The sequence below is a fragment of the Paenibacillus provencensis genome, assembly GCF_042678545.1.
In the GTDB taxonomy this organism is placed as follows: Bacteria; Bacillota; Bacilli; order Paenibacillales; family Paenibacillaceae; genus Paenibacillus; species Paenibacillus provencensis.
This window is the reverse complement of the sequence record NZ_JBHTKX010000004.1, coordinates 235,812-252,793: the sequence shown is the minus strand read 5'-3', so window position 1 is coordinate 252,793 and position 16,982 is coordinate 235,812. Positions and strand designations below refer to the sequence as shown.

Sequence of the window (16,982 nt, the reverse complement as noted above, 5' to 3'; positions counted from 1 at the left end):
ACTTCCCTGCTCAGTACGAGCATTTACGTAACTTGCACTTAAGCGGTTGAACCGCCGTATACCGAACGGTACGTACGGTGGTGTGAGAGGTCGGCTACTCAATTAATGGGTAGCCTCCTACTCGATTATTTGGAAAACGGGTCTTATATAGTATTGTGGCTGCTTAGTTAAATTGGCATACGACTTAAAATAGTTTAAACTATAGTTTGTAGTTAGAAACATTAATTTAGAAATAAATGAAACTCTTCTGAAAGAGGTAGCGAAAATATGCGAGTAAAGAGATTCCATCTAGATGAAGAAGGTATCAATAAATTTTTTGGTTCGTTAGAGGCTAAAATAATGGAGATATTGTGGAGCAACGGGAAAATGACGATTAAACAAGTTCATGAATTAATAAACGCTGAATCCCCTATCTCACTGAACGCAATCATGACAGTTATGACAAGACTAACTGATAAAGAATATTTAATAAAGGAATCAAGTGGCAGGGGCAGAACAAGATTAACTTATTTTTCTGCCCCCACAACAAAAGAAGAATTTATCCAGGAGCAAACCCAAGCGGTTACTAATGGACTAATTGCTGATTTTGGCTCATATATGGTTCGTAATTTAATTGATAGTCTAGACAAAGCGGATCCTGATTTAATTCAACAATTAGAGAACAAATTGAAGGAACTAAAAAATGAATAGTTATTCGAAAATACTGTTTGATCCAAAGCGGGCAGTAGTAGTAGGGATAGCTATTTGCAGTTTGGTTCTTTTTCAGATGGGCTATGTTATATACCATCAACTTCAAGATGTGCCAAGTAATCATAATATAATTCTATTGCTTCAAGCTACATTTACAGGTGTATTTGTTAATCATGTAACTGCCGAAATGATCATTAATGCTTTTATCACCTTTTCAGTTGTTACGCTTGGTTATCAAGTATTTAATCAATATTTTCGCTATAAGGGTATGAAGGAACTCTTTTTCCAAATGGAGGAGTTGGATTTATCTACTGAGTACTCAGAAAAATACAAGTCATTAAATATAAAAATAAAAGTGATATCAAATCCAAACAAAATAGCAATGTCAGCTGGATTCTTCAAATCCGACATTATTCTTTCCACAAGTCTGTTAGATCAGTTTAATGATGAGGAAATCAGGGCAATCATTTACCACGAATACTATCATTGTTTTAAACGACATCCCTTTTATACGGTTATTTTAAAAATACTCTCTGAATGTTATGTTTTTCTGCCGGTGATAAAAAGTTTAGTTAACTACTATGAAATCCAAATGGAATTAAAAGCAGATCAATATGTAATAGAACAGATGAAGAGTAGAAGACAGATAGGGAACGTTTTATTGAATTTGATCAAGGAGCATAAAAGTGAACCACTATTTAAAGGTGTGCATCTTGCTCATGTAGCTATAAATTATCGTCTACAACAGATTCTCACTCCTGATGCTAAGCTGATCATTCCTATTTTAGATAAACATACGATTCTTATCTCTTTGATCACGCCATTAATTATGGGAATAATAATTCTGATTATCAACTGTACCTAAAAATATATCTAAGTGAAAGCTTGTAACTTCAATGACTTTAAGTCATCATTGATAGAAATGTGAATAATAATCTTCTCCGCAAGCTAGACTGATTATTGAGGATATAAATTCATTAGGTTTGGTTAAGTGAGCGCGGTAAACGAGACGGAGCATAACGTGGGTAACGAAGAAAGGTCGCAGCTTAACAGCGTGGCTCCTTATCTAAGGTAAAGTATAACTTGATCTCAAGTTCAAGAAAATCGCGCAATAGAACGAAAAAAGCTAATATACTTTAGTATCATTTTAGACGTTAGTCAATTTTTTTCATTTGGTTGTTGGACAATACCTTCGTGATATTTGCCGTTATAATAAATGATCATTTTATCACCAATAAAATTCATCATGAGAAATGCGTAATATAAATGCCGCCTTCAATTAGAACGATAATTGTCGGGGGACAAGAACATGTTCCCATTCAAAGTCGCTAATTTAGCGGCTTTTTTATTTTATCGGTACAAGTTCTTGTCCCAGGCCAAGGACAAGAACTTGATCCGATTGCCGATTAGATAAATATATAAATAGGAGCGCATATAAGTTTGAGCCACGATAAATACAATGAAACAGGACATTTTTCGTCTTTAAATGGAGCGACTGCCTCTAGGGGAAGAAACCAACAGTCAATAATTATCAAAAAAACGCTATTTAGTCACTGGAAAAAGCTGAGGAGGGACAAGAACTTGTACCTATTGCCGATTAGATAGATATCTAAATGAATTTTACAGCTATTCATTAAGCTAAAGGGCAGGTTAACGTAGTGACGAGGGAGAACTTAATTAGACAAGATTAGTTGGAATCGGTCTTCAGGGGATGCGAACGATGCTGACAATTTGGTGCAGGAAATGCACGGAAAGTCATTTTTATATGCGATAGTATTTAACTCGAAAGGAGGGAGAGCGATGGATTGGTTGGAGAGGATGAAAAGCGCCATGGATTATATCGAAACGAATTTGGCTGACAATATCTCATATCATGACATAGCGCAGATCGCCTGTTGCTCTACGTATCATTTTCAACGAATGTTCCCGTTCATCACCGGAATCTCCTTATCCGAGTACATCCGACGTCGACGTTTGACATTGGCGGCTTTTGAACTGCAGACAACCGATGCAAGGGTGATCGATGTTGCCATGAAATATGGATACCAATCGCCGGAAGCGTTCGCACGGGCGTTCAAGAATCTCCATGGGATCATGCCGATATCTGCGCGCGATAAAGGCGTTTCCTTAAAAGCCTATCCTCGAATGTCCTTTCATATCTCAATAAGAGGAGATGTCGAGATGAATTACCGGATAGAACAAAGAGGAGCTTTTGAGATGTTCGGCGTTTATGGTCATGTTAGTCAGGATTTGCAAACGGCATTTACTGATGTTCCTCAGTTCCGTAAACAATGTGATGAGGACGGCAGTGTGGATATAATGAACGAGTTGCTGGGGCGGTTTGGTAATACGGTGCTGCACGCTGCCTTATATGACCATACGGGAGAATCATTCAAGTACATGGTATGCTATCATCTACCGAGGGGACTTGAAATTCCGAAGAGATTTACAAAGCTTTCTGTTCCAGCTTTAACATGGGCTATTTTTCCTGAGCCGCAATGTGATTTACAAAAACTATGGGAACGGGTGTATACCGAATGGTTCCCGACATCTGGATTCGAACAGGTTGAGGGTCCTCAATTCGAAATGTATTATGGAATGCCAGGGCATACACAGGGTGAGATCTGGATACCAGTAAAGAAAAAGTAATGATAGGACTAACGACGATGAGCATTAGTTCCATCGTACACAACCAAGGATGAAGCTGCCGCCACGATCGGCAGCTTCATTACGTTAACGGGAAACGATAGCTGAAAGGAGGAACTGTTATACACATCATTCATTTCCGAATACTTGGTACATTAACAATTGTCCATGGCTTGTTATATTTCCCACCAATACTTGAATATCTTTGGGGTTGGAGGTTAGCACCGATCGGATTAGTTTACTGTTTTATTGAGGTTGCAATAGGGTATGTCTTGTGCTCGAAAGAATGGATGGCCAGAGTAGGAATACTTAAAACTATCCTACTTTGTAATCTGATTTATCAGTTGATATGGAGTTATTTATTGATTGACCAGATTGTAAGGGTTAATGAGATTTTGCCAGGGTACATCCCTTATCTTCTCCATTTATTATTGGCTTCGGTGGCTGGATTTTATTTCATCAAGGTACGAAGTATACAACAAGCGAGCTAACGGGAAACGTTAATTCAAAGTAGCATGGAGCAGTTCGCCGGTTGGCAGCTGCTCCTTTTTCGTTAAGCGCGTGCCCAGCTAAGCACGCATCTTCTAACCGGTGAAAGTCCGGTCACGGGAGGGGCCAAGCCCCTGTGTAGCTAGGATACCTACGTACGGTGAAAACTGTGCGTAGAAGCGTATCGACAAAAGTATCTGTCGGAGACAGGGCGAGCAACATATCAGGCCGTAACATCAAGTGAATCCTGCCGCGTCGTCAAAAAGGCCTCGCAAGAGGGACAAGGGGAAGCCGAACCCCGGCTTAATGGGTGAAGGCATGGAAACTGCTAAGAACTTGGAGCGGCAGTGAAGAATCCTCCGGCGTAAGGGGATCGGCATGATATGAAAGAAGATGCAGTGAACTGGGGAGACCCTCCTCTGCACGGAATTTTTTTTTGAAACCGTAACAAAGTGGTCTATAAGTCCAAAAGACGAAATGATCTACTTGCAGGAAGGGAGTCCGAGGGGCTCATAATACTGAGGAACTGCAGGACAACACAACCTGCAGGAGGGAAGGAGCCCTGCTTTGTTCATGTTTTTTTTTTTAGGAGGTACGAATTAGTGAATGCCAAACGGCTAACGACACCAAAGGAAAACGTTCAACAACTCCAGAAGAAACTAGGTCATGCGGCCAAGGAAAACAAGAAGCGCAGATTCCACGCGTTGTATGACAAGGTCTATCGAATGGATGTATTAGAGGAAGCCTGGCGGAGAGTACGAGCTAACAAAGGATCGGCTGGCGTCGATGGAGAAACCTTTTCGGATATTGAGGAAAAGGGAGAAGCATTATTCCTGTACGAATGCCAACGACGCTTGAAGGAAAACAAATACCATCCACAGCCCGTTCTCCGGCACTACATTCCGAAGAAAGACGGGAAGCAAAGACCGCTGGGCATCCCAACCGTCCGAGACCGCGTCATCCAGATGGCAGCGAAACTGGTCATGGAACCGATCTTTGAAGCGGACTTTCAGGAATCCTCATTTGGGTTCCGTCCAAAACGAAGTGCGAAAGGGGCACTGGACCGAATCCGAAAAGCCTGCAACCGAAAAGGAAATTGGGTGGTCGACGTCGACATCCAAGGTTACTTCGACAACATCAACCAAGAGAAACTGATGAAACTGGTAGAGATGCGAATCAGCGACAGGCGCGTCCTGAAGCTGGTAAGGAAGTGGCTGAACGCGGGAGTGATGGAGGAAGGAAAGATCAGGCGATCCGATCTGGGTACACCACAAGGTGGTGTGATATCCCCCCTGCTAGCGAATATCTATTTGAATTATTTTGATATTCTGTGGGAACGACATGGCAGTGAAAATGGGGAACTTACGCGTTACGCGGATGACTTCGTTGTCGTATGCAAAACGAAGAAAGATGCAGATCGGGCGTATGCACTCATACGTGCGATTATGGAGCGTCTGGAACTGACCTTGCATCCGACAAAAACGCGGATCGTAGGATTATGGACAGGAGAAGAAGGGTTTGATTTTCTAGGCATGCATCATCGCAAGACGAAAGCTGAGACATCCTCCGGAAGAGTGTACTACACCACGCAGCAGTGGCTGTGCCGGAAAGCGGAGGAACGCATCCGGGAAGTGGTAAAAGAGCGTTTAGCTCCGTCCAGCCAGAGACACAAGTCACTCGTGGAGCATATAGGTTGGCTGAACCCGAAGATTCAGGGGTGGCGCAATTACTACCACACGTCCTACAGCCAACGAAAAATGGCGAAGTTAGATTGGTACATTGTGCTGCGTTTGGCAAAGTGGTATGCAAAGAAAAGACAACGTTCTCGGTGGCAAAGTGCAGTCCAAGAAGTGAGGAGCATGGCGAGTCAATGTGGACTCAAAACGCTTTTGTAATCTGTATGCACATGAATGACGAACATCGGAAAGCCGTATGAGGGAAAACCTCACGTACGGTTTGATGAGGAGGGGCTGGTTTACCCAGCCCTTTACTCTAGTAATGGGCAGCATCTCCTAAAACAAACCAATTAATATTTTTGTCGTTTTGCATTGCTACCTCCTTAATGGCTACCGGGCTCACTTCATAATATTTTTAAATTTACATATGGAATTATATTTATTAAGGCGAGATTATAGTCCACTCTTCAGAGTTATCCCTTTTTTCTAAATAAGTGCCAAATTCAGTATCGAAAATAATATAATGATTTTCTGATATAGGGATAAATTCGTACTTATTAGTGGTAACCTTATTATCTGGTATTTGAATACTTGGTTGATTTTTAATAGCATCTGAAATTAACCATGAACTGATTACTAAACAAACACCTAAGAATAAGACAGCCAGAATCTGAAATTGTGATTTAATTGTGCTCACTCCTTTTCTGAATGTTTGTTCGATACTACTTTAACACGACTTTTTCCACTAAGGTTTGCTTACAAATTTGATTAAACTTTCATTAAGCTAAAGGGAAACGTTAATTAAATTGAATCAGATGGCAGCAATAAACAAGATTGGCTGCCTTCATTCAACAAAGAGAAGGGATAGTATAATATTAAGGTACAGACACATAAATTTTTATAACTACAAAGGAGAGTATTATGGGGATATTGAGCACAATTCCGTTCACTCGTGATCATTTAGAGTCGCTTTTGACTTTTCTCTTAAGGAAGGAAAACCAATTTACTCATTTGGAATTCGCAAATTGGTGTCACTCTTTCTGGTCAAACTGGAGGAGCGATAATGATGACTTATTTAATAGAACAGATGAGGATACGATAAATGTAGTTGTGGATATTTATGAGGTTTACCAAAATACGGGAGCTGAAAAGTTCAAAGACAGCCAATTTAAAGTTTGGATGCTAGAACTGAACCCAATAATAACATTTAAATAATTTGTTAAGCTATCGGGAAACTTTAGTTTAATCACTAGGAGAAGATAATTTTGAATCATAAAGAATTCGAAGCAGTTATAAAACTTCCCGCGAATATTCGATACGAGTATTTTATTAAGAAGGTTGTTGATTTTGAAGAAGTTTGGGGATTGTATGAGGAAGGATGGGCAATGACTTCAGACGATGATGGAAGCATGATGATTCCATTCTGGCCAAAGAGAGAATTTGCGGAATATTGTGCTTTTGAAGAGTGGTCTAATTATAAAGCACAGAGTATCTCTTTAGATGAGTTTATCAATGAGTGGTTACCAGGTATTGAGGAAGACCAGTATAAGCCATCAATTTTCTGGAATAGAAATGATTCAGCTGTTCTTACGGTTAACGTACTGCTAAACGATTTGGATCAAGAACTTGAAAAGTATTGAACTAACGTTACGCTAACGGGAAACGTTAGTCGAAAATAGAAAGGAGCAGTTTGCCGGTGGCAGCTGCTCCTTTTGTTAAGCTAACGGGCAGGTTAGTTGAACAAAATATTTGATTGTTGAGAAGCTACGGAACTATCAATCTTTTCATTTCGTCTATATTATGACAACAAGAATATGGGGGAGTATACATGAAGAATATTTTGGTGTTCCTAGCTTTTCTTTTGGTGATAATGAGTTCTATTGGATGTTCAAATGAGGAGAACAAAATTAGCGATGTTTCGGTTCTTCGTGAAGTAGCCTGGAATAGCCTTACTGAAAGTGCTAAAGAAGAAGTAAAAGGTGACTGGAGATCAGCAAATGTTGCAGAAGTGGAGTTGAGCGAGCTGCCGACAGTACAAAACGGCGGTCAACCACCTCAAGTTGATAACCTGTACAAAGTGACTTTCAAAACAACCAGTGATCTTATTTTAGGTCCCATTCAAGTATTTCTTAATGCTGATACAAAAGAAATCATCAGTTACGGTGTGAGAAGATAATAAAAAGGAATCAACAAAACAAGAAGGCAGCCAACCGATGCGATTGGCTGCCTTCTTTAAGCTAACAGGCAGGTTAGTTTAATGCTTCGTAAATACTTCCGTAGTATAGATCACGAAGCTTAGATATACTTAGACAAATGCTAAGTAAGAAATTCAATTTCAAAAAAAATGGACTCGATGAAGAGTACATACCGGAATTTAGTATTTCGAAATACTACTAATCAACGTTCCCTCTTTTTATAAAGGATCTGCTAGGATATTAAAGAACATATAGGGGGTGTGCCTTTTACTCGTGAAGGAGTTAAAGAATGTTGAATGCACACGATCTTACCTTCACCTTCCTGTTCTAAAAGAAACGATTATTCTTATAAAATAGGTATATTTAGTTTATGGAAATTGATAACGGTGGGGAAAGGGAAGTAGGTAATTCATATCTTGTACTTTGGCCATAGAAGGACTATTTGTAATCAATGATGGGTATGCGGTAAAAGAATTTGCAGAGGTTTTAATACTTTGGTTCAAATGATAGTGATATCGCTTATGCATTTGACACGAGAAATACAGAGATGGCAATAGTGGAAGTTTCATTTATCAGAATGGATTTAGACGAAATTAGTGTATGCTCAGATTCCTTTGTTAGCTTCCTTAGATACTTGTACAGTCAAAAGTCAAAATTAACAGTTCCTTTGTTCAAATAGTTCAAGGACATAAATTTCAATGAATTGGATGGTGTTTAAAGAGATGGAAAAGCAAGCAGTGGAACTTTATAAAGAGTTTATCGATGATTTAGTTGAAATCCGAGAATGTGTCCTTTCTGAATGGATCAAACAAAATTCCTGGCCTAATACAAATGAAAATGAAGAAATTAATAAGGTTTTGAGTGAGTTGTCTACAGAACAAAAAGAGGTGTTTGCTCTTATTGCCCAATCTGCACGTGAAAGTGGAATTCATGATGTACTTGTCTATCTGACTGATCAGATCAGTATTGGGGGACTTGAGATTTATAAAAATGATATTAAGTTAGCAACCGAGCCGTTTGACTCTGGTATGCATTATGATTGGGTATCCCGAAAAGAGGGTGATATTTGGCCTGATCTAAATGATTAATGAATATTTTTCGTTCAACTAACGGAAAACGTTAGTCGAAAATAGCGCATGGGGCAGTTTGCTGATTGGCAGCTGCTCCTTGCTCATTAAGCCTAAGCTAGCTACGGGCAGGCTAATAAAATAAAAAAACCTCTTATGAGGTCTTTATTCCTTAATGTTGCTCTTATAATGTTGGTATCGACTAATTCCTAAAAATACTGAAGCAATAATAAACATCCAAGATTGAAACATATCTTGCCTTCTGATTATGTCTTGAATTAATGAAGAAGCGGCAAGAAGTATTAAAGTTAATATAACTACATCGGCAAACAAAGGTGTTCTTTTGAAGTACCATCTTAGAACTAGCCAACTTAAAGCTCCTAGACCTAACAACCAATAAAGAAACATTGTTGCACCTCACAAAAATAAGGATGTATTTTAAGGAAAACAAATAGCACCTTGTTGTTAGAAGGTCTGGCTTTGTAGATTGATTTAAGATTGAACAATGATTTTCTTTATTTCCTTATAACGACGGAATGCAAGTATAAGTGAAATGATAATAGTCATGAGAGCAACAAAAGGGTCTGATTGGTATTTAAATAAAACCTCAAAGAGATATCCAACTCCAAGTAAAAATAGGGTTAGGATCATGGTATCCGTAAATGTTGGTTTTATATTCAAAAATTTTTTGAATGACCAATTTAGAATTAAGGAACTGATAACCCCTAAACCAATAACCCAATATATGAACATGTCACACCTCCAGATTAAACTTAACACAATATACAGTATATGTAAATTACATTGAAAGACGACTTTTGTCGAGGGACAATAACTTGTACCGATTACCGAAATGGACATGAACATAGTCCGATTTCCGATTAGACAGATATCTAATTCATTTTTTAATCTGGAGGTGCCCGTTTGATTAACTGTCCTTATTGCAATATTATTGATGACTTCAGTCATGAAGTAATCATTAGCAACAACAACAACAATGAAAGAAAAAAAAAATGCATAATATATATATATATACATGTGTACAAAATCCACCTTTGGTGAATATGTATTGTTGTTTACGTAATAAATATTATGTTAAGTTAGTTAGTTCTTCTTGCCATTTCGGCAATCGGTACAAATTCATTTCCCGAACCAAGGATAAGAACTTGTATCAACCCCCTTATTAACAGGAGGTTGATACATGGGTATTTGTGTTAAACGAAAAATCTCAAAAATGTATTTTCATACATCCATTAATCCATGATCGATGGCATAAAGAAATACGTTATCATGACATTTAATTAGATTATCTAAATGATTCATTAATTGAATTCGGTCCATATTTTGAGTATTCGAGGATTCTAAAATCACATCGATTATTTGGTGGTGGTTTAATATCGCTTCACTAACCATGGTTTTCAACATTGGATCACTCACCATCGTTTCCATATTTTCGAGCTTATATAAAGATTCCTTAAATTTTTGTAGCATACGCTGAAATTCACATGCCTCATCTTTATAATCGTTGCTCAAATGGTATCCCCTCCAGCACATTATAAATAAGCATATGATCAAAATATTAGAACCGTGCATATAACTGAGCCTATTCCTAGTTTGATCTTTTCTAAAATGAAAGACCATATGCATCAATATCTCTTTCGTTTGCCACTTTTGCAACCTCTTTCTTCTTCAGTCCCACTCCCCTTAACATATAACCGTCTATGAAAGTTGAATGACTTCATGCATAACCACCAATAACAGAAACTGCTGTTCTTTTTCACCTTTAATCATCCTTCAGAATAATTCACAGAGAATAATAACGCTCTTTTTATCATTAATTTCATCTCAGAATAAGCAAAGATATCATAAAAGACTTCGTCTAGCTGTTTTTCTCTTGAATGTGATTACATTCTCCTTATGTCATATATTCATTTTATTTTAAAACAACTACATCTTCTTGATTCAGTTTACTAGTTTCTCAAAATCGCAACATGTTCTTTTATAAATAACCTCACTTTGCTATAATAAAATTGCATTAAATTAGCATTTAATGCAATTTTGATTTAAAACGAATTCTAGGATGTGAGTTAATGGGTTATATAGAAATATTCGAGCGTTACGATCGAGAAGTAAGGCTGTTTGTTTCCTATATGAAGGATCGTGAATATTCGAAAGATACCCAAAATGCTTATCTTCATGATTTAAAGCATTTTCTCCTAAGTTTAGATGATAAACCCATCAATGATGTTACGGATATTGAAATTATGACCTATCTCACCCAGGTTAGAGAAAATGGTGCAGGAGCACGCTACCGAAATCGGTGTCAGTCAGCAATTCGATTATTTTATAAAGTGATGGTTAGATTCCGAGTAATAGATCATAATCCTACATTGGACATTGAAAAAGCAAAAGTTGAAAAGAAAAGGCAACCTACCTACCTCCAAAAGCAGTTTTTAGATGCCTCCCTAGAGCTCATTAAAGGAAGACATCAATTAAGGGATATTACGATCGTCGCTTTAATGGCGTACGCTGGACTTCGTGTAAGCGAGATAGTTAGATTAGATATAGTTAATTATGATAAAGATAACTCAAATATTGGTGTCTTAGGTAAAGGGGGGAAATGGAGATATATCCCTCTTCCAGCTGAGTTAAATCAACTGTTAGAGTTATACTTGACGGAACGAATCACTCCCTGGAATAGCAAGGAGCCTGCTTTCTTTGTTTCTCAATTTCGCAGGCGTATTAGCAAGCGAATGGTGCAGACTATCGCAGAAAAAACTTTTGATGCACTTATAGCAGAGTATCCTCAGTTTTCCGGAATGTCTTTATCTGCCCATAAATTTAGACATTCATTCGCGACGGATCTCTTACGGAATGGGGCTGATCTTCGTGCAGTACAGGATCTTCTTGGTCATGAGTCCATTTCTACAACTCAAATATATACTCACGTTATGGATGAGGTGAAGGAAAGAGCAATGCATAAAATAAAACCTTCGATCCCTTCCATCATAACATCAAAAGAAAAAAAGCAAGTTTAGAAAGAGCAACCGGTCTATATGCAGGTTGCTCTTACATCAAAGTCTATTATTCTTTCGCGAGTAAATGCAGATTTCATCATTTCAAGGATCAATTTATAGGAGAATAGCAGCTGATCGCGATCGCTGAATGCATGTAAAGTTCAGTAATGGTAACAATCACTGTCTGAATTAAATTAATACTTTACAAAGTGGGTATGTAACAAAACCGGACTTCACTTGGTGAGTTGGGGCTGCCAATACTTCCATTTCAATAAGATCAGACATCAAGGACATAGGTAGTTTATTAACATCAAATGGGATAAAATCAAGAAATGGCTCCCCTAAATCAAGGTTAACGGAGACTACGTATAAATCTTCATTATTTCTAAGCTGCTCATTAGGGTCTAGAATGATACAAGTATTCTTATTGTCCGGATATTTAATTTTATGTATGAAATAATCTGAGCCTCTGAAGTTTATCTTTTTCAGCATAAATGCTTCCTATTGTTTCAACCAGATAAAAGCACCTTATTATCTGGTTGTTTTTTATATATTTTTTCATTTACTTTGTTTAATTTTTTTAACCAGGAATGTATATACCTCGGGATCATAAATTATAAGATTTTTGAAATCCTCTGGAACTTTACCAGCCTTAAGAATCAATTCATACGTTTCTACTTCTAATGCTTCAGCAAGACGAATCAACAACTCTTCGCTAGGTGGATTATCGTGATTATTTTCTAGACGGCTTATATAAGGCTTTTTTATCCCTGTCAAATTAGATAATTGGTCTTGTGTAAGTTCTCTTGCTTTTCGTAGTTCACGTATATAATCACCGAATAACATACTTGTCTTACTCCTCTATACTTAATTTAACCATAGTATAGTAGGTATTGTGTTGAAATACAACACAGATGAACCGGCAGCAAGACTCTTGAATTTCAACATTGAAAAGGAACGCTTCCAATCGCATGAAGGCGTTCCTTTTATTGTTTCAAAAATTACACTGTGAGGGAAACTGAAAGTGTTTCTACAATACAGTTGTCGTCAGATGGAATGGATTTTCCACTTTTTTGCATTGCTTCGACTTCCATAAGAATTAAGTCTCGAGCATTGTCGCGGACTTCTTCAAGAGTATGACCTTTGGCTCCAAGTCGAAGTGCTGGTATATATGCTGTGTAATCCTTTTCTGCTGCGTCCTGTTCAATCATAATAATAAAACCTTGGTTGTGGAATTGTTGCGACATTTTTGAATTTCTCCTTCCGGTATGGGGGTTATGAATTAAAAAAGGTGTCACTCTGGACAGCCTAATTGATGAGTGCAAGTGTTAGCTGCAGACAGCTAACCCTCCACTCATCTCAAGGCCCTCCAAAGTCAGACGACTAATTTGAGCTGCTCTACCAAGTTACCCTCGCTAAAACTCTTAACGATTTTGAGTTCACTTTTGGCGGTATCACAAACATATAAACAATCTCTCCAATGCTTATCACGGATGCTAGGCATGCTTTGGATCCATTCCTTTTGAAATGCGATTACTTCATCATAATTACTCAGTTGAATTAAATGAGTACCGCAATCATAGACATACCAGGCAAATATTCCTCCATTGGAAGAGTCCATTACTTTAAGGTCATGTAAATAAAAGTCTGCATGAAATTTTTCGTTAACTATAACGCTTTTAACTACAGATTCCATCTGGTTAATAAGCTCCGGTTTCATACGTTGTTTATGATTTTCTTTGAAAATTGTCTGCATGTTTATTGCCTCCTTTATAGTTAGTTCTATCGATTCTCTTCAGATGAAGTCTGATATGGTGACTTGAGATTCATTCACAAATTCAGAAAGAAGGACTGGTTTACCCCTTTTGGTTTTCATGGTATGGCCAAGATGTAACTCCATACGTTTTAAGTACTCCCAATCATCAGGGTAGAGCTGAGCGACACGCTCCATTTCCGAAGCGGTATTAAAGATACAGAAACGACAGCTGCAGCGTGAAACCCATTGATAACAAGGGTGTAGTTCAATACTGTAATTGGCGGCCAGTTGCTTAACCTGGGATTTAAGCATATTCTTGATCGGTCGGAACCAATGCACTTCACGATTCTTTCTTTTAGTTGCCTGGGCAGGATGATACTCAAATATTGGCTCCTTCGCTCGATCAGATGATTCTTCTGAGCGTTCCCCAGTAAGCATTAGAATTTTACAGTCATCGAACTGACGAACCCACTTTGCGTAAACGTCTCGCTTCGTATAAGAAGTGCAGAATCTGCAGCTTTTATCCGGAAACATTTTGCGATCTCGAATACGTTCTTCAAGTGACTTGTCACCCCAAATTACGACCAATGGAATATCCAGCTTTTCACTTGCGTATCGCAAGTATTCATCGGTCTGCGGCCAATCAAAGAGTTGTTGCTTCTCTTCCGGATTTCCATCAACGCGCATATGGACAAGAACCATCTTTTCGGATGGTATTTTGTATCCATACTTCATAAGCAAGGCGAGTGCAAGTGAGTCGGCACCCCCTGAAAAGTTAATATGATAGTGGTCATACAGGTCCACAGCGTACATCTCAGGTGGAAGTGTGGGAAGCACAAACTGCTCAGCACATAGAGTTTCAATCCAGTCCTCTACGGGGATCAACAATTCATCACTAGCTTGATAAGGATCTCTGTACTCGTTAATTATGTTTGACCTCCAGTAAGGCAGAAAAAAGCCATAGAAACACAAATAGACACCTCCGGTGTCTATGTTCTCCATGGCAAATTAAGCCCAAAATATTTATTAGCCGATTATCGGTTTAACTCTCTCTTTATCGAATAGTCAACGATAAAGAAAAATCTATAACTCATGTAATACTTTAGTTATAGCAAAAAAGACAAAATTCGTCAATTACCTAGTGTTTCTTTGTAGAAAAAAGGGGGTAATTATTATGCCCCCTTTTTTAAATGAGACAATTGGGCTATTCCTGTACCTCTTCAACATAAATAGGACGGCAACTACCATTCCTTGCTGAGAAGTTTGATACATGAATATGAATCGAATTTGAGCTAAAAAGCTCATTAACAACTGTAGATATATGCATGGCAGCATATTCATTGGCGATCATCCGTTGTGGTTGATAAGGCTCTAACCCACAGTTGTGAGACGGAGGGATAGCATCTTCTGCATTTATAGGGTAAACCCCATTTAGAGGCGGTAAGATCTCCTTCCCGTCTTTTTTTAGTCCTACAACAATCTGACCGGAATAGCCACTATCTATGTGGTCCTTTAGTTCCTCGGTAGACCACTGATCTTGTGGCTGCTCACTTGGCATGAAAACCCCCTCGATGCCGGCATCAATATAAATGATATCATCCGTCCGATCGAAGTAATCATTCATGATGTTTCTTGAAAAATCATTATCTACAGCACCTATAAGTACCTTTTGAATGTATTGTCCAGGCTTATGCCGGTAATCAGTCAGAGAAAAAAGTTTTTCTATTTGTTCTACTGACTCAATATAAGAATCTGAGAAAGAACCGATCTTTAATCCATATGTACCGCCATATCGCTTAGCTAATACCTCGGATTTCTTGAGCCCAATATCAGACGTGATAAAAGGCTGCCGCAGAATGTTCTTTTCCTCTACAGTATCCGGATCAGCAATCATAAGAAAGGATGGAACATTATTAAATGCACTCATCATCTTAGTTAGACGTTGCACCGTATATCCACCATTCCCTCCTGCACCAATCAAGACTATATAATAATAAAGTGATGTGTAGTTTGGAGTGAGTGAAAGTAGTTTAATCATTTCTATTGCCTCCTATGATTGTCACCTTTTTAACCCAGTCTTTAGGATAGGCGACATAATCGATATGATTATTTAGCCGGTTACTCGTTAATTCTCCTTCAATAAATACCTTGGGATCGATAGGTATGAACTTTCCTGCCATTCCTGCACGAGTCCTGACATCAAAAAACACGTCTGTTGCATGTCCTTTTTTGATCTTACCAACTACTCCGTATAACATGGTCCCTACTTCATCTTCATCATCAATCGAACTAAAATCTGCACGCATCGTGTTATGTGAATGGATTTCAGCGACCTTAATTACATGTCCGGGATAAACAGAGTACCAAGGGTTAACTGAATATTTGGTGACAGATTGATAAGGAACATCCAAAATAAACTGCTGGCGATCAATATCGTAGTAGAAAACACCCATAACCTCGACATCGTAATCTGTATAGTCCATAAAAAAGGAGACCAGTTGAGCAAAGAGTTGCTTGGGTATCTTAGGTAATTTGTATTTAAATCCAGGTCTGCATGGCTCAAGATCTAGATGTTTGGGTAAGACTGAATTAAATTTAGAGAATCCTTCCCATTCAATCAGCTCTTCAGCAGCCGTTCTCCCTATAAATACTCCTATCAGGTTCTCTCGTATTTCATAGTACCCATCTTGTGCAGCAAGGTAGGATATTGGCTCCTGGTGCTCAATGAGTTCTTGAGAAGATGAATAAAAACCACGAATCCCATTTGTAAAATGGGCCCCTTTTTTTCCACCGGTGACCATAGGCACAATTATATTTTTCTTCTTGTCCCAATCCATTTTTGTCCGCTGTTTTGAAAGCTCTGGGTAATCTTTTTCCAGGCGTTTCCGAACATCCTCAAGCTCAAGACCAGCTAGCTTATCCTCAGAGAAGAATTTTGTTATAGAAATGCTTAGCCCTGAGTAGCAAATAAAGGTAGCATAATTCAGTTCTGGTTTTTCTATTTCCTTCTTAGCGGTAACTGGTGTTTTTTCATCTGATTTGATCACAGAAGTGTTTCCGCTTTCCCCACTGAGCTCACGCTTGTCCGCTTCTTGTTCATCGCTTGCCTTATCCTCTAAAGCATCTTTTTCATCGTCATCTAATTCTTCATCAGAACATGCATCAGGACAACCATCATTAGAGGAAGAATCTGATACTCTTCTGCGCGATTCCAGTGAGATTAGCTTCGTCGGACGGCTTTCACCTTGACTTTTTTCAGCTGCTGGATCAGTAGTAAGACTCTCTGATGCAGGGTTATCTTTATGATCTTCTTCAATAGATTGGTCAGAAGTATGCTGTAGTTTATTCTTCTCCTCATATTCTAATGCTTCAGCAAAATCATCACCAAAATAAGAGAATAGATCACCTTGACCATAATTGTTGTTAGACATTTTTATTCCTCCTAA

18 protein-coding genes are annotated in these 16,982 nt (G+C 38.4%); 9 read left to right on the top strand and 9 right to left on the bottom strand.

Translation table 11 applies throughout. The features are described 5' to 3' along the window. Positions 1-267: 267 nt before the first annotated feature. The 8 genes from ACFQ3J_RS21770 to ACFQ3J_RS21735 all read left to right on the top strand — a co-directional run bounded on the left by ACFQ3J_RS21770 (position 268) and on the right by ACFQ3J_RS21735 (position 8,784). Complete coding sequence (locus tag ACFQ3J_RS21770; protein ID WP_090728234.1) at positions 268-690, top strand: BlaI/MecI/CopY family transcriptional regulator; 423 nt, start codon at positions 268-270, stop codon at positions 688-690. After that, positions 683-1,555 (top strand): M56 family metallopeptidase, encoded by an 873-nt coding sequence (locus ACFQ3J_RS21765; protein WP_090728233.1) that lies wholly within the window; start codon positions 683-685, stop codon positions 1,553-1,555. The genes ACFQ3J_RS21770 and ACFQ3J_RS21765 overlap by 8 nt, the downstream gene beginning before the upstream one ends. Before the next feature lie 935 nt (positions 1,556-2,490). Next, on the top strand, positions 2,491-3,339 hold the full coding sequence (locus ACFQ3J_RS21760; protein ID WP_090728231.1) for an AraC family transcriptional regulator: 849 nt from the start codon (positions 2,491-2,493) through the stop codon (positions 3,337-3,339). A 1,088-nt stretch (positions 3,340-4,427) separates the two neighbouring features. Further along, entirely contained in the window at positions 4,428-5,720 is a 1,293-nt protein-coding gene (gene ltrA / locus ACFQ3J_RS21755) for a group II intron reverse transcriptase/maturase (protein WP_090728229.1), read from the top strand. 702 nt (positions 5,721-6,422) lie between these two features. Then, positions 6,423-6,716, top strand: coding sequence for a hypothetical protein (locus ACFQ3J_RS21750; RefSeq protein WP_090728227.1), 294 nt, complete (start codon positions 6,423-6,425; stop codon positions 6,714-6,716). A gap of 50 nt (positions 6,717-6,766) precedes the next feature. Beyond that, positions 6,767-7,141 carry a DUF2750 domain-containing protein gene (locus ACFQ3J_RS21745; RefSeq protein ID WP_090728226.1) on the top strand — a complete coding sequence of 125 codons (375 nt, stop codon included), beginning with the start codon at positions 6,767-6,769 and terminating at the stop codon, positions 7,139-7,141. Between the two features lie 188 nt (positions 7,142-7,329). Then, complete coding sequence (locus ACFQ3J_RS21740) at positions 7,330-7,677, top strand: hypothetical protein (RefSeq protein WP_090728224.1); 348 nt, start codon at positions 7,330-7,332, stop codon at positions 7,675-7,677. Positions 7,678-8,394: 717 nt separating this feature from the next. Beyond that, positions 8,395-8,784: a DUF6547 family protein gene (locus ACFQ3J_RS21735; protein WP_090728222.1), complete on the top strand. Its 390-nt coding sequence runs from the start codon at positions 8,395-8,397 to the stop codon at positions 8,782-8,784. Between the two features lie 471 nt (positions 8,785-9,255). Here ACFQ3J_RS21735 and ACFQ3J_RS21730 read toward each other — a convergent pair whose 3' ends face one another. Together ACFQ3J_RS21730 and ACFQ3J_RS21725 are read right to left on the bottom strand one after the other, a co-directional pair. Continuing rightward, the gene (locus ACFQ3J_RS21730) at positions 9,256-9,516 is read right to left on the bottom strand and encodes a hypothetical protein (protein WP_090728219.1); all 261 of its coding nucleotides are present in this window, start codon (positions 9,514-9,516) and stop codon (positions 9,256-9,258) included. A 489-nt stretch (positions 9,517-10,005) separates the two neighbouring features. Further along, positions 10,006-10,296: a hypothetical protein gene (locus ACFQ3J_RS21725; RefSeq protein WP_090728217.1), complete on the bottom strand. Its 291-nt coding sequence runs from the start codon at positions 10,294-10,296 to the stop codon at positions 10,006-10,008. A gap of 557 nt (positions 10,297-10,853) precedes the next feature. Here ACFQ3J_RS21725 and ACFQ3J_RS21720 point away from each other — a divergent pair. After that, positions 10,854-11,801, top strand: coding sequence for a tyrosine-type recombinase/integrase (locus ACFQ3J_RS21720; RefSeq protein WP_090728215.1), 948 nt, complete (start codon positions 10,854-10,856; stop codon positions 11,799-11,801). 168 nt (positions 11,802-11,969) lie between these two features. On the opposite strand, the gene ACFQ3J_RS21715 is transcribed toward ACFQ3J_RS21720, so the two are convergent. The 7 genes from ACFQ3J_RS21715 to ACFQ3J_RS21685 all read right to left on the bottom strand — a co-directional run bounded on the left by ACFQ3J_RS21715 (position 11,970) and on the right by ACFQ3J_RS21685 (position 16,967). After that, positions 11,970-12,272, bottom strand: coding sequence for a hypothetical protein (locus ACFQ3J_RS21715; protein WP_090728213.1), 303 nt, complete (start codon positions 12,270-12,272; stop codon positions 11,970-11,972). Between the two features lie 66 nt (positions 12,273-12,338). Beyond that, positions 12,339-12,626 (bottom strand): helix-turn-helix domain-containing protein, encoded by a 288-nt coding sequence (locus tag ACFQ3J_RS21710; protein ID WP_090728211.1) that lies wholly within the window; start codon positions 12,624-12,626, stop codon positions 12,339-12,341. A 155-nt stretch (positions 12,627-12,781) separates the two neighbouring features. Further along, positions 12,782-13,027 (bottom strand): type II toxin-antitoxin system HicB family antitoxin, encoded by a 246-nt coding sequence (locus ACFQ3J_RS21705; RefSeq protein WP_090728210.1) that lies wholly within the window; start codon positions 13,025-13,027, stop codon positions 12,782-12,784. A 128-nt stretch (positions 13,028-13,155) separates the two neighbouring features. Beyond that, positions 13,156-13,536 carry a hypothetical protein gene (locus ACFQ3J_RS21700; protein ID WP_090728208.1) on the bottom strand — a complete coding sequence of 127 codons (381 nt, stop codon included), beginning with the start codon at positions 13,534-13,536 and terminating at the stop codon, positions 13,156-13,158. A 39-nt stretch (positions 13,537-13,575) separates the two neighbouring features. After that, the gene (locus ACFQ3J_RS21695; protein WP_379293991.1) at positions 13,576-14,508 is read right to left on the bottom strand and encodes a phosphoadenosine phosphosulfate reductase domain-containing protein; all 933 of its coding nucleotides are present in this window, start codon (positions 14,506-14,508) and stop codon (positions 13,576-13,578) included. A 232-nt stretch (positions 14,509-14,740) separates the two neighbouring features. Beyond that, positions 14,741-15,574, bottom strand: a complete 834-nt coding sequence (locus tag ACFQ3J_RS21690; RefSeq protein WP_090728205.1) for a ThiF family adenylyltransferase — start codon at positions 15,572-15,574, stop codon at positions 14,741-14,743. Continuing rightward, positions 15,567-16,967: a hypothetical protein gene (locus ACFQ3J_RS21685; RefSeq protein ID WP_090728203.1), complete on the bottom strand. Its 1,401-nt coding sequence runs from the start codon at positions 16,965-16,967 to the stop codon at positions 15,567-15,569. The genes ACFQ3J_RS21690 and ACFQ3J_RS21685 overlap by 8 nt, the downstream gene beginning before the upstream one ends. Between the last annotated feature and the right edge of the window lie 15 nt (positions 16,968-16,982).

Coding starts and splice junctions, on each gene's coding strand:
- ACFQ3J_RS21770 (WP_090728234.1), top strand. CDS start 268: ATGCGAGTAAAGAGATTCCATCTAGATGAAGAAGGTATCAATAAATTT.
- ACFQ3J_RS21765 (WP_090728233.1), top strand. CDS start 683: ATGAATAGTTATTCGAAAATACTGTTTGATCCAAAGCGGGCAGTAGTA.
- ACFQ3J_RS21760 (WP_090728231.1), top strand. CDS start 2,491: ATGGATTGGTTGGAGAGGATGAAAAGCGCCATGGATTATATCGAAACG.
- ACFQ3J_RS21750 (WP_090728227.1), top strand. CDS start 6,423: ATGGGGATATTGAGCACAATTCCGTTCACTCGTGATCATTTAGAGTCG.
- ACFQ3J_RS21740 (WP_090728224.1), top strand. CDS start 7,330: ATGAAGAATATTTTGGTGTTCCTAGCTTTTCTTTTGGTGATAATGAGT.
- ACFQ3J_RS21735 (WP_090728222.1), top strand. CDS start 8,395: ATGAATTGGATGGTGTTTAAAGAGATGGAAAAGCAAGCAGTGGAACTT.
- ACFQ3J_RS21730 (WP_090728219.1), bottom strand. CDS start 9,516: ATGTTCATATATTGGGTTATTGGTTTAGGGGTTATCAGTTCCTTAATT.
- ACFQ3J_RS21720 (WP_090728215.1), top strand. CDS start 10,854: ATGGGTTATATAGAAATATTCGAGCGTTACGATCGAGAAGTAAGGCTG.
- ACFQ3J_RS21715 (WP_090728213.1), bottom strand. CDS start 12,272: ATGCTGAAAAAGATAAACTTCAGAGGCTCAGATTATTTCATACATAAA.
- ACFQ3J_RS21710 (WP_090728211.1), bottom strand. CDS start 12,626: ATGTTATTCGGTGATTATATACGTGAACTACGAAAAGCAAGAGAACTT.
- ACFQ3J_RS21705 (WP_090728210.1), bottom strand. CDS start 13,027: ATGTCGCAACAATTCCACAACCAAGGTTTTATTATTATGATTGAACAG.
- ACFQ3J_RS21700 (WP_090728208.1), bottom strand. CDS start 13,536: ATGCAGACAATTTTCAAAGAAAATCATAAACAACGTATGAAACCGGAG.
- ACFQ3J_RS21690 (WP_090728205.1), bottom strand. CDS start 15,574: ATGATTAAACTACTTTCACTCACTCCAAACTACACATCACTTTATTAT.
- ACFQ3J_RS21685 (WP_090728203.1), bottom strand. CDS start 16,967: ATGTCTAACAACAATTATGGTCAAGGTGATCTATTCTCTTATTTTGGT.